This window comes from Segatella paludivivens DSM 17968 = JCM 13650 (assembly GCF_000373185.1).
Taxonomy (GTDB): Bacteria; Bacteroidota; Bacteroidia; order Bacteroidales; family Bacteroidaceae; genus Prevotella; species Prevotella paludivivens.
Window position 1 is genome coordinate 27,486 of record NZ_KB890628.1, and the last position, 13,385, is coordinate 40,870.

Below are 13,385 nucleotides of genomic sequence, written 5' to 3' on the forward strand. Positions count from 1 at the left end.
TCATTTCTACGATCAAACATTTTCATTTCTACGACATAAAGTTTCCATTCCTACGATCAAACGTTTGCGTTTCTACGACATAAAGTTTTCATTTCAACGATGTAAAGTTTCTATTTTAAGAATCATCAATTTCCCGTTATTCTATTTCCGCCAACACTTAATAATAATATTTGACTAAGTATTCAATTAGAAATAAATGATAAATAAGTAGAATGTATGCAAGTGCCAAATTTAGGCTTATTAATTATGAATACAATATACCGTTTTATAGATACCATAGTAATTAGATACAATTTAATAGAAATCTTATTAATTCATGCAAACCCTTTAAAAATGAGCATAAATCACATTCTGTTCCCTTAAAATCACATTTTGTATCCCTTGTTTTAACGAATATAAACGATATTTGCAGCCGGATATATGGTGTCGTTGATTGACTACTATGTAAGCCGAGTATTTAAACAATAACCTAACTTAATAACTTGAATAATGGAATATGTTAATCTTTCAATCATGCCTAGAAAATTGTTTGTTTTGATGGCTATGGCTGCAGGGTGCTCGCTGACTCCTATTGATGCAATGGCAGTTAATGCCGTTCAGATTACTCAGCAAGCTAACTCTATTAAAGGTAGGATCCTTGATTCTGCGGGCGAACCTATTATAGGTGCTACTGTTAAAGTGAAAGGATCTAAAACCGGAACTGTTACCGACCTTGACGGTAATTTTAATATTAATGCCGCTCCAGGAGCAATGCTTGAAGTTACTTATGTCGGATATAAACCGCAAATGGTTAAAGCCGGTAGAGAATTTTTGAATGTCAAGCTGGCAGAAAACTCTGAAACTCTTAATGAAGTCGTTGTTGTAGGATATGGTACAATGCGCAAAAAGGATCTTACTGGTTCTGTGGTTCAGATAAATCCTAGTAAGATTGCTGACCAGAATCCCGGTACTGTACAGGACTTACTCCGTGGAACTCCAGGTTTGCAAATTGGATATGATCCTTCTGCAAAGAGCAGTGCCTCTATTCAGCTTCGTGGACAAAACTCACTTTATACTGACGGCGGACACAATTCTCCATTGCTGATTCTTGATGGTATGGCTTTCTATGGTGAACTTTCAGAACTTAATCCTGACGATATCGCACAGATTGACGTTCTAAAAGACGCTTCTTCTGCAGCCATATATGGTGCAAAGGCCGCTAGTGGTGTAATCATCATTACTACAAAGAAAGGTAAGAGTGGTAAACCTACTATTAATGTAAGTGCCAACTGGGCTGCAAATACGAAGTCAGCTTATCGCGAAGTTTTCAATGCTTCTGAATACATGAAGTATCGTGAAGATTGGTACAAAGCTACCACATACGGATATGATGCTGCAGGAAATTGGGGCTATTATGGCGCGAAGAGTGGTACGCCTGCTGGATATTATGACAACGTAGATAATCTGTCACAATATGGACTTACTGCCGACCAATGGTCAAAGATGGGATCGGTACAGCTACAGTCTGGTGAAACATACCAGTCTTTGTATGCAAGACGACTCAGACTTAACGAAGCCATGAACGTATATAACAATTATTTGGCAGGAAAGACTTATAACTGGTATGACAGTACTTTCAGAACAGGTGTTAATCAAGACTATAATGCTAGTATATCTGGAGCTTCAGACCGTGTGAACTATTATGCTTCATTCGGATATATGAAGAACCAAGGTGTAGTAGAAGGAAATGATTATCATGCTTTCCGTTCAAATATGAAGTTGAATGCTAAGATTACAGATTGGTTGGAAATGGGCGTAAACGTGAATTTCCAGGACCGCTCAGACGGTGATGTATCTGTATCTCTTGGAACTAACTATTGGGATAATAACCAAACTCGCAATTCTCCTTTTGCTCCTATAACAGATGATAATGGCAAATATGTGCAGTATCCTATGAACGGAACTCCAACAAACGGAGGATACAACTATTGGTTTGATCGCCAGTATCTTAATCTAGATAAGGGATATACCGTGTTGAATACTATTTTCAACGCTAAAGTAACACTGCCTTTCGGTATTACATACCAGTTTAATATCTCTCCACGTTATCAGTGGTTCTACAATAGATATTTTATGTCAGCAGAACTTCCAAACAGTTCTCCTGCATCACGTGGTGCTGATCGTGAAACATCAAAGGATTTTGACTATTCTCTGAATAACACAATTACATGGGATAAAGTGTTTAATAAGGATCATCACTTCACACTCACCCTTGTGCAGGAAGCAGAAGAGATGCGCTATTGGGATGACAGAATAGAGGCACGCAATATTACTCCTTCTGATGCTCTTGGATTCCATTATATATCAGGTGCTAATATGGACCAGAGTAATTTCAGTGTAAATGATACTCATTCTACTGCAGCTGCATATCTTGGTCGTTTGTTCTATGGATATAAAGATCGCTATATGGTAACAGCTTCTGTTAGACGTGATGGCTATTCTGCATTCGGTTCAAACAATCCTTGGGCAACATTCTGGTCATTGGGTGGTAGCTGGATATTCTCAGAGGAACCGATGGTAAAGAAGGCTCTGCCTTGGCTTGATATGGGTAAGTTGCGTGTATCATACGGAACCAACGGTAACCGCTCGCTGAAAGATACATACCTATCTCTTTCAAACCTTACAAATCAAGGTTCTATGGTATATTATAATAACGGAAATGCCGACATCGTGAAGACTCTCGCTATGTCACGCCTAGGTAATCCTAATCTCGAGTGGGAAAAGACTTCTGCTTGGAACTTGGGACTTGATTTCGCTGTTCTTAATCAGAGACTGAGCGGTAGCATTGATTGCTATTTCAAGAAGACCAATAATATGATTATGGCACAGCGCCTTCCTAACTATACGGGTTTTAGCAGTATCACAACAAACCTTGGTGAAGTTCATAACTCTGGTGTTGAGTTGACATTAAACTCAGTCAATATCAAAAACAAAGACTTTGAATGGACTACCTCTGCTGGTTTCTCATATAACAAGAATACAATCAAACACTTGTATTATGACTATGACGCGAATGGAGTAGAACGCGATGATACTTCAAATGGTTGGTTTATTGGTCATCCAGTAGGTGAGATATGGTATTGGGAAACAAATGGTATCTGGCAGAAGAACGAGGCTGCACAGGCTGCTTTGGTAAACCAGAAACCAGGTGATCCAAAAGTTGTAAATCACTGTACAGATGATGATAAGATTCTTGCTGATGGAACACGTGTTCCTGTTTACAATGATAAGGATAAAGTTTTTCTTGGAACTACAAATCCCCCTATCTATTGGAACTTGCGCAATGAGTTCACTCTTTGGAAAGACTTCACATTCTCTTTCTCTTTTTATTCATACATGGGACATAAGAGTCTTGAGGGATATTATTTGAATCAGGATAACGGAGGTTCAATGGTTACAAATGCATTTAATGTATTTAAAAAAGAATATTGGACTCCAGAGAATCCTTCTAACACTTATGCACGTCTTGACGCAGTAGGTCCTACAGGATGTACTAGTGTGCAGAAGCTACATAATCGCAGTTTCGTACGTCTTGACAATATAAGTATAGGTTATACACTTCCACGCGAATGGACACGTAAGGCTATGGTTGAAAGAGTTCGTATAAACGCAAGTGTGAACAATGTATTCACAATAGACAGTTGGGAATATGGTGATCCTGAAACGAGCGGCTTGGCTACACGTGCATTCAATATTGGAATAAATGTTACACTTTAATTTGAAATACATCATGAAATATATAAGTAATATATTTAAAGGCAGTGCGGCATTTGTCATGGCGACAATGCTCGTTAGTTGTGGTGACTCATTTTTGGATCAAGATCCACTGTCATTCTATGAGCCATCTACAACATATAGCAATGAGGCGGGATTGAAGTCAGCTCTTGCTATGTGTGACCAAGAACTGAAGACGATAATCATGGATGGAAACGGAAACGTTATACCAATGGCTTCCAACTATATTATGTCTGATATAGGCTTGTATGCCAAGACTGATATGGGTGGTGGTTTCGAAGATAACTTTGATGCAAAACTAACTCCTACATCAGGTATGAACGGTGGTGGTGATGCAAATGCCATGCAACGTTTTTGGGATGAAGGTTATACTGGTGTGAAATACGCTAATACAGTGCTTTCATACGTAGATAAGGCACAGGGACTTGATGATAATACAAGAAACATTTATAAGGGACGTGCTTATTTCCACCGTGCATTGAGATACTACTATCTGACATTGCAGTTTGGTGATATTCCTTTGGTAACAAATATTATCACTAAACCAAAGCAGGACTATAAGAGTACATCAAAGGAAGCTATCTTCAAGATGCTTGTAAACGACTTGGAATTTGCAGTGAAATACGTGCCTTCACAGTCAGCAATGACAGATATTGGTATGGTGAACAAGGAGGCTTGTCTGCATCTTTTGGCAAAATGCTATCTTGTTACAGGTCAATATGATAAGGCAGAACAGACTGCTACAGATCTTATAAGTAACTATGGTCTGCACCTTATGCAGAATACATTCGGAACATTTGTTGCCGGAAACCAAAAGACATGGCCTATTACACGTAATGTACTTTGGGATCTTCATCGTGGTGAAAATGTATGTGATCCTGCTAACAAGGAACTCATTATGCCTATATTAAACTTCAATGATCAGAATTTCACTGGATATAGTATTATGCGTGCATGTTTCGCTCACTGGAGCAACGGTGTGATTAAAGATCCTTCAGGAATTTCTCCTGCTGGAAAAAATATCGCACGTAACAATGCTGATTATGATGAAAACAACGACTGGGTAAGATCTATCGGACGTGGTATAGGATGTTTCAGAACTTCAAAGCATTACAATCAGGCAATTTGGAACGTTGACGGAACTCCTGACTATCAAGACTTGCGTCACAACCGTAGTGTTGGAAACTGGGTAGAAATGGAAGACATAAAATATAGTAATAAAAAGTCTCCTTACTATGGAAAGAACTATCAGCTATATGCTACTCAAGACTATGTTGACGGCACTGGCAAGACTATCGTTCACAAGGGAGATTTGCTTTGTGGAGATACAATCAGAAGTTGGTATCCTACACCGCTATACCAATGCTATATATTGGATAAAACAGCAGAAGGTAACTTAGGTGCAAATCAGTTTAATGGTGCGTCTACGGGTTCTAACGGAAACCTTTATCTCTTCCGTCTAGCTGAAACTTATTTGATTCGTGCTGAGGCACGTTTCTATCAAGGAAATACAACAGGTGCAGCCGATGACGTAAACGTAGTGCGCAAGCGTGCAAATGCCAAGCACATGTTTACAACTGTCACTATAGGCGATATTCTTGACGAACGAGCTCGTGAACTTTATATGGAAGAGTGGAGACAGCCTGAAATGACACGTGTAGCTTGGTGTCTTGCAAAGAGTGGACAGCCAGATGAATGGGGACACACTTACGACATAAAGACATGGGACAAGCAAGAGGGTACCGACCGCACTGGCGGAAGCTATTGGTATCAGCGTCTTATTAACTACAGTCTATTTAATAATGGTGCTATACAGTCAAACGGTGTAAGTTTGGAATATAAGGTTAATAAACACAATCTATTCTGGCCTATTCCGAATTCAGCAATAACAGCCAATACAGGTGCTGCATTGAGACAGAACTATGGATATGACGGATATAGCGAATCTACACAAATGTGGACTAATTGGGAAGATGCCGTCGCTGATCAAAAATAGGTAATTAAGAAGTTTTTGGATAACGTTAATTATTAATAGGTTATAATTTACGGCGGAGTAATCAAATATAATGGTTATTCCGTCGTTTTATATTAAAAGGATAATTATAAATAGTTTGTTATGATTAGATATATAAAGTTATTTGTCGTAGCACTTGCTTTGCTTATGCCTCTTGGTGTTTCGGCAAAGAAGAAAGTGCAGATGAACGATCGTGAGTATTGGAGTTCACAAGCTTGGAAAATGTCACGTCCTGTATTGGAGAACATGGCGAAGGGTGAACTGGTAAAAAACATGAAGATGGAATTCAGCCCTAGTTTCGACAACCGAAACAAAAAGGTTGCATATATGGAATGTTTCGGTAGACTTATGGCAGGTATTGCACCTTGGCTTTCGTTGCCAGATGATAATACTGCTGAAGGTGCTAAACGCAAGCAACTTAGAGAGTGGGCACTTAAAAGCTATGCTAACGCAGTAGATCCTACATCTCCGGATTATTTGTGTTGGGGTAGCGGTGGTCAAAATCTTGTAGATGCAGCATATATAGCAGAGAGTTTTCTTCGTGGATATGATTCATTATGGAAACCACTGGATGATACTACCAAACAGAGATATCTTGCTGAATTCAAGAAATTGAGAAAGATTGATCCTCCTTATACCAACTGGTTGTTGTTCTCGTCGACGATAGAGAGCTTCATGGCAAAGGCAGGTGGTGATTATGACGAATATCGTGTGAACTCAGCATGTCGTAAAGTTGAAGAATGGTATGTGGGTGATGGATGGTTTTCTGATGGTCCAGAGTTTGCTTTTAATTATTATGGTAGCTATGTATTTCATGCCATGTATCTGGAAACATTACAGGCTATGATTGATGCTAAGGCAAGTACTCGTCTTGACTATAAGAAGTATTACGACAGACAGTTGAAGCGTACACAGAAATATTCAATCATATTAGAACGTTTTATATCTCCTGAAGGAACATTCCCTGTATTCGGCCGTAGTATTCCTTATCGAAATGCAGCAATGCAGCCGTTGGCTCTTTTAGCATGGATGAAGACTCTGCCGGAAGAACTTACAAATGGACAGGTGAGGGCGGCACTAACAAAGGTGATGCATCGCATGTGGGATGAACACAATAACTATAATGATGCAGGTTTTCTCACAATAGGATTTTGTGGAAGCCAGCCAGATGCAGCCGATTGGTACACCAATAATGGAAGTGAATATATGGCTTCGCTAACCTTTATGCCATTGGGACTGCCTGCTGATGATCCTTTCTGGACTGCGAAAGCTGAACCTTGGACACAGGTTAAGGCATGGGGTGGAGATAAATTCCCGAAAGACCACATGTGGACTGAAACCCCACAACCAAAAGATAAATGGTAGAGATTATACATAATAACGAATAATATATATTATATATAATGAAGAAATTGATGATTTCGACAATGCTTATGCTTGCGTGCACAAGCTGTCTGGCTTTTAATGCGCAGCAGAAGAAGATTGTGGAGATGATAGGAAAGGTGAATGATTACTGGCAGTCTCATCATAAACCCGAAACAAGGGCTTTTTGGGACAATGCTGCTTATCATACCGGTAATATAGAGGCTTACAAACTTACGTCAAACAAACAATGGCTTGAATATTCCACTAAATGGGCAGAACACAATAAATGGATGGGAGCTACAGAAAAGGATGCCTCGAAATGGAAATATAAGTTGTATGGTGAAGACCAACAGCATGTATTATTCGGTGATTGGCAGGTTTGTTTCCAGACATATATTGATTTGTGTAATATTTCTTATGGTTCAAAGGCTGACAGGAATGAAATGCTTAATGACTTCCGTCTGAAAAGAGCTCTTGAAGTAATGGGATATGAAGCGAATTCAAAGGCTCATGACTATTGGTGGTGGGCAGATGCTCTGTATATGGTAATGCCAGTAATGACAAAGATGTATAATTTGACTGGTGATGAGAAATACCTAGATAAACTTTATGATAACATCTGTTACAGTGATAGCATCATGCTAGATAAAAAAACTGGGCTTTATTTCCGTGATGGTAAATATGTTTATCCACGTCATAAGACGAATAGTGGTAAGAAGGACTTCTGGGCAAGAGGTGACGGATGGGTTCTTGCAGGACTTGCAAAAGTGCTACAGGATATGCCGCATACATATCGTCATTATGATTTCTTTATCAAAAAATATATTACTCTTGCTGATGCTGTTGCCAAACTTCAGCAGAAAGAAGGATATTGGACTCGCTCAATGATGGATCCATCTCAGGCTCCAGGACCAGAGACAAGTGGCACCGCTTTCTTTACTTATGGAATGTTGTGGGGAGTAAACAATGGCGTTCTTGACGCTGCGAAATATCGCCCTGTGATAAACAGAGCGTGGAAATATCTTTCAGAAGAAGCATTGCAGTCTGATGGAAAGATTGGGTATGTTCAGCCTATTGGAGAAAAAGCTATACCAGGTCAGGTTGTCGGCAAAGACTCTGAAGCTAATTTTGGAACAGGTGCTTTTCTGCTTGCAGCTTGTGAATATGTGAAGTATATTGGAAAGGGATTGCAAAGAATTTCTTTCAACGTTCATAATGGGCTTGATTTTCAGGTTCAGAGATTGGCAGAAGTTAGCCTTGACAGTGTATTCGCAGGTTTGGGATGCGGAAATGAAGATGACATCATTGTAAGAGATGCTCATGGAAACGAGATAGAATATCAGAAAAGTTATAATGGTAAACTTCTTGTTGATGCATCTGTAAGACCAAATGGAAACGCTGTCTTTTATGTTGAACGAGGACAACATTCCGCAATGAAGAATTTTGTTTATGGTGCGTGCTATAAGATAAGAAAAGACGACATTGCATGGGAAAACGACCGAGGTATATATAGGGCTTACGGACCTGCACTTCAAAGGAGTGGGGAAAAGGCTTACGGATTTGATGTATGGATTAAAAATACTCCTGAACTTGTAATGGACAAGCGTTATAAAGTTGATTATGATGCCAATATTATTGAGGATTCACTTTACAGAATAGGCAAGAAAGAAGAGGCTAGAGCTATTGACGATGCAACTTCTTTTCATTATGATCATGGCAATGGTATGGACTGTTACAGTGTTGGACCAACTTTAGGTTGTGGTACTCCTGCATTGATGAAAGACGGAAATATGATTATGCCTTACTGTTATAAAGATTATGAGATATTGGATAATGGTCCATTAAGATTTACAGTGAGACTTGATTTTAATCCAGTTAGTATTGGAAATGATAAGAATGTAGTGGAACACCGTTTGATAAGTCTTGATAAAGGCAGTAACTTCAATAAGATTACGGTATGGTATGATGGTATGAAGTCGGCTTGTAAACTTGTTACGGGTGTTGTTCTTCATAGTTCTGATGGTGCTGTTATTGACAAAGAAACCGTGTTGTATGCCGATCCTACTGATGATCCAGATAAAAATAATTCACAGATCTATGTCGGTGTATTGTTTCCTAATGGCAACATTACAACAAAGCTAATGACAATCAAGCCGGAGAATGGTATTTATGGACATGCTGTTGGTATAAAAGATGATTATCGTGGTGAGAAGTTTACTTATTTATTCGGTTCTGCATGGAGCAAATATGATGTTAGAAATATGCAGGAATGGATTGTAAGATCAAAAAGTGCATTGACGGTAGCTAAAGCAAACTAATTAGTTGTTTATAATAAAAAAGCACGAAGAATGATTATTTATTCTTCGTGCTTTTTTTGTCTGTATACTAATATTAAATGTAAGACTCAAGGAATTTTATCTCACCTTTTATATATATATCTTTTGTTGTAGCAGGTATGAGTATTGATTCGCCTGCTTCTAAAGAAATATTGTTTCCTTCATTGTCGCTTATATCGGCACTTCCTTTAAGACAAAGGAAGATAACGAAACTGTCAAGATCGCTATAGTCTATTGTCATAGGTTCGTTAATGTCATATATAGTTGTGCAGAAATATGGACAGCGTACAAGGCTTACACCTTGATTTTTTTCAGGCTTATAATCTGTGTGATAGTCATTCTCTACATTGTAGTTAATGCTTTCGGCAGCCTGTTTTGTATGAAGTTGGCGATAGTTTCCGTCTTTATCTTTGCGCTTGAAGTCATAAATACGCCATGTGACGTCACTTGTCTGTTGTATTTCAGCAAGGAAGCATCCTTTACCAGTGCTATGTATTCTTCCTGCAGGCAAGAAAAAACAGTCACCTTCTTTTACAGTATATTCAGCAAGAGCATCAGTGATCGTATCATTTTCAACCATCTTCTCGTATTCTTCAGGTGTGATCTTCTTCTTGAGTCCGATCCTCAGCTTTGCGTTTTCGTCACTGTTCATGATATACCACATCTCAGTTTTTCCGCGCTTCATGCCTTGCTTTTTGGCAATTTCGTCGTTAGGATGTACTTGAATAGACAATTGGTCTTTTGCGTCGATGAACTTAACTAGCAAAGGAAATTCGTTGCCGAAATGTTTGTAGTTTTCTTCTCCTACAAGTTTACCTTTAAGTTTTGCCAATAAGTCATTTAATTTTGTTCCTGCATATTCGCCTTCAGCTATTATGCTTTCATGGTCTTTTACTCCCGATATTTCCCAGCTTTCACCAACATTTTCTTGGTTTATAGCCAGGTGTTTAAACGGAATAATTTTGTCGCCACCCCAAATAGTGGATTTCAGTAGTGGATTGAATTTAATAGGTTTCATATGATATTTTTAGTTGTGTTTTCATGTAGTCGACGGAAATATCACCAAAACGGTGAATATCTCCATGGCCACTTGTGTATTTTATTGATTATTATCATCTTAAGTTCTTTATTGCGTCAATGATACTATCAGAATCAATATGGCATATCTTCTGAAGTTCGTCAACAGGTCCGTGTTCAACAAAAGAGTCGGGGATACCCAGACGGGTAATCTTTGGAGTGTATCCATTGTCACTCATCCATTCAAGGATAGATGAACCAAATCCTCCGTTACGTACTCCGTCTTCGATTGTTATTATGCGATTGAATTTCTTTCCTATTTCGTGAAGTAAATTACCGTCTAATGGTTTTAGAAAACGCATATCGTAATGTGCTACACTAAGTGTGTTATCAGAGCCACAATATTCCTTGATAGCATTCTCAACATTATTGCCGATAGGGCCTAAACTAAGTATTGCAATATCTTTACCTTCATGGAGTTTTCTGCCTGTTCCAACTTCTATTTCTTCCAATGGACATTTCCAGTCGGTAAGAACTCCGCGTCCACGTGGATACCTAATAACGAACGTTCCCTTATCAGGAAGTTGCGCTGTAAACATGAGACGGCGCAATTCATGCTCGTTCATCGGGCTTGCTATTGTAATGTTAGGAATAGGGCGCAGTGCTGCCATGTCAAATACTCCATGATGTGTAGGACCGTCTTCTCCGACTAATCCTGCACGGTCAAGACATATAACAACAGGCAGATTAAGTATTGCTACATCGTGAATGATGTTGTCGTAAGCCCTTTGACCAAAAGCACTGTATATATTGCAGAATGGCTGTAATCCGTCTTTTGCCATACCTCCAGAGAATGTTATAGAGTGTCCTTCGGCTATTCCAACATCGAATACACGATCAGGCATTTCTTTCTGCATTATATTCATAGAACAGCCTGTAGGCATAGCAGGAGTAACACCAACTATATTTGGATTCTGTTCTGCAAGTTCCAAAAGTGTTTTGCCGAATACATCCTGAAATCTAGGAGGTAGGTTGCTGCTGTCGGCAATCATACGTTCGCCAGTTTCTGGATCAAACTTGCCTGGAGCATGCCATATTGTTGCAGCCTTCTCAGCTGGCTCATATCCTTTACCCTTTACAGTATGAAGGTGTAGAAGTTTTGGACCTTTCATATTCTTCAGTTGCTGGAGAACCCTTACTATTTCCTTGACGTTATGTCCGTCAAAAGGTCCGAAATATCTTATGTTCATACCCTCAAAGATATTTTGCTGATGACTTATCGCACTTTTCAATGCATTATTTAGTCTGATGATACCTTTTCTTCTGTCTTCGTTAAGATATCCTTTGCTATGCAGCCATTTGCTAGCTTTGAAGCGCAAACGATTGTAAGTCTCGTTAGTGTCAAGGTTAAGCAAATACTGTTCCATGCCTCCTACGGCACGGTCAATGGACATATCGTTGTCGTTGAGGATTATCAGTAAATCATTTGGTGTGCTTGATGCGTTGTTTAGTCCTTCAAATGCTAAACCTCCGCTCATAGCTCCGTCTCCGATAACAGCAACAACATGTCGTTGGTCGTTGTGCTTAGCTGCCACGGCCATACCTAATGCTGCTGAAATGGAATTACTAGCGTGTCCACATGTAAAAGTATCGTATTCGCTTTCGCGTGGATTAGGGAATGGGCATATACCATGAAACTTACGGTTGGTACAGAATTTATCTCTACGCCCTGTAAGTATTTTGTGTCCATAAGCCTGATGTCCAACATCCCATACAATACGGTCTTCTGGTGTATTGTATACGTAATGCAGAGCAACAGTTATTTCCACAACACCTAGCGATGATGCGAAGTGTCCTGGATTAACAGAAACTTCATCAATAATATCCTCGCGTAGTTCCTTGCAGATTTCTGGTAACTGTTCAACGTTGAGTTTACGAAGATCTGCCGGATATATAATATTACTTAGTAATCCAAATTTGCTTTTGTCCATCAATACTTTTAGCATGATTATTTGTGCAAAGATACTGCAAGCCTCACACAATACAAAATAAAAAATGAAATATTTTATTTAATTACTGTGTGTGTCCCTATCTTAAAGGTTATTTTCAATACAGCAGTTCCGTTTTGATGGTATGGTGTTTTTCGTTATTTTAAGATGGTTTCTTTAGGTCTACAAAATAAAGATACCTTGATTGAACCGAAAGCAGTAAGCTATTTACTCAGAATTATGATAAAGTTCAGATAATTAAGCTAAAAAGAGGCAGCTTAATAAGCTGCCTCTTTTATGGATATTATTTAATAGTTTTCTGCACTTATTTCGAAGAAACTCTTTGGGTGATTGCACGTAGGGCAAATTTCTGGAGCTTTCTTTCCGATAATGATATGTCCGCAGTTACGGCATTTCCAGATGCGATCGCCATCACGTGAGAATACAATTCCGTCTTTGATGTTTTGCAACAGTTTCAAGTAGCGCTCTTCATGATGCTTCTCAATAGCAGCAACAAGCTCAAATTTCCTAGAAATCTCATCAAAGCCTTCTTCTTTAGCTTCTTTAGCCATTCGAGCATACATGTCTGTCCACTCGTAGTGTTCTCCGCCTGCAGCGTCAACTAAGTTATCCATAGTTGGTGCAAAATCGCCACCATTGAGATACTTAAACCAAAGTTTTGCATGCTCTTTTTCATTTCCAGCAGTCTCTTCGAAAAGAGCTGCTATCTGCTCATAACCTTCTTTCTTTGCTTTTGAGGCATAATAAGTATATTTGTTACGTGCCATGCTCTCACCTGCAAAGGCGTCATGTAGGTTTTTCTCTGTTTTTGTACCTTTTAAATCTTTCATATCGATTTATTATTAATAAGTTATATTGTATTGATGTGTT

Annotated in this window: 7 protein-coding genes; 4 read left to right on the top strand and 3 right to left on the bottom strand. The window is 38.9% G+C overall.

Going from position 1 to position 13,385, the window contains the following annotated elements:
- Positions 1 to 489: 489 nt before the first annotated feature.
- The 4 genes from B045_RS0101990 (at position 490) to B045_RS0102005 (ending at position 9,471) form a co-directional block, all read left to right on the top strand.
- The gene (locus B045_RS0101990) at positions 490 to 3,756 is read left to right on the top strand and encodes a SusC/RagA family TonB-linked outer membrane protein (protein WP_018462593.1); all 3,267 of its coding nucleotides are present in this window, start codon (positions 490 to 492) and stop codon (positions 3,754 to 3,756) included.
- 13 nt (positions 3,757 to 3,769) lie between these two features.
- A complete protein-coding gene (locus tag B045_RS0101995) occupies positions 3,770 to 5,770 on the top strand; it encodes a RagB/SusD family nutrient uptake outer membrane protein (RefSeq protein WP_026234299.1) in 2,001 nt (666 codons plus the stop codon).
- A 120-nt stretch (positions 5,771 to 5,890) separates the two neighbouring features.
- Complete coding sequence (locus B045_RS0102000) at positions 5,891 to 7,153, top strand: DUF2264 domain-containing protein (RefSeq protein WP_018462595.1); 1,263 nt, start codon at positions 5,891 to 5,893, stop codon at positions 7,151 to 7,153.
- Between the two features lie 38 nt (positions 7,154 to 7,191).
- On the top strand, positions 7,192 to 9,471 hold the full coding sequence (locus B045_RS0102005) for a glycoside hydrolase family 88 protein (protein WP_018462596.1): 2,280 nt from the start codon (positions 7,192 to 7,194) through the stop codon (positions 9,469 to 9,471).
- 73 nt (positions 9,472 to 9,544) lie between these two features.
- Here the strand turns inward: B045_RS0102005 and B045_RS0102010 are convergent, their stop codons facing one another.
- From B045_RS0102010 to rbr, 3 genes are all read right to left on the bottom strand, one after another.
- On the bottom strand, positions 9,545 to 10,507 hold the full coding sequence (locus B045_RS0102010) for a type I phosphomannose isomerase catalytic subunit (protein WP_018462597.1): 963 nt from the start codon (positions 10,505 to 10,507) through the stop codon (positions 9,545 to 9,547).
- Between the two features lie 94 nt (positions 10,508 to 10,601).
- Entirely contained in the window at positions 10,602 to 12,497 is a 1,896-nt protein-coding gene (gene dxs / locus B045_RS0102015) for a 1-deoxy-D-xylulose-5-phosphate synthase (RefSeq protein ID WP_018462598.1), read from the bottom strand.
- A 305-nt stretch (positions 12,498 to 12,802) separates the two neighbouring features.
- A complete protein-coding gene (rbr, locus tag B045_RS0102020) occupies positions 12,803 to 13,345 on the bottom strand; it encodes a rubrerythrin (protein ID WP_018462599.1) in 543 nt (180 codons plus the stop codon).
- Positions 13,346 to 13,385: the final 40 nt, after the last annotated feature.

Coding starts and splice junctions, on each gene's coding strand:
- B045_RS0101990 (WP_018462593.1), top strand. CDS start 490: ATGGAATATGTTAATCTTTCAATCATGCCTAGAAAATTGTTTGTTTTG.
- B045_RS0101995 (WP_026234299.1), top strand. CDS start 3,770: ATGAAATATATAAGTAATATATTTAAAGGCAGTGCGGCATTTGTCATG.
- B045_RS0102000 (WP_018462595.1), top strand. CDS start 5,891: ATGATTAGATATATAAAGTTATTTGTCGTAGCACTTGCTTTGCTTATG.
- B045_RS0102005 (WP_018462596.1), top strand. CDS start 7,192: ATGAAGAAATTGATGATTTCGACAATGCTTATGCTTGCGTGCACAAGC.
- B045_RS0102010 (WP_018462597.1), bottom strand. CDS start 10,507: ATGAAACCTATTAAATTCAATCCACTACTGAAATCCACTATTTGGGGT.
- dxs (WP_018462598.1), bottom strand. CDS start 12,497: ATGGACAAAAGCAAATTTGGATTACTAAGTAATATTATATATCCGGCA.
- rbr (WP_018462599.1), bottom strand. CDS start 13,345: ATGAAAGATTTAAAAGGTACAAAAACAGAGAAAAACCTACATGACGCC.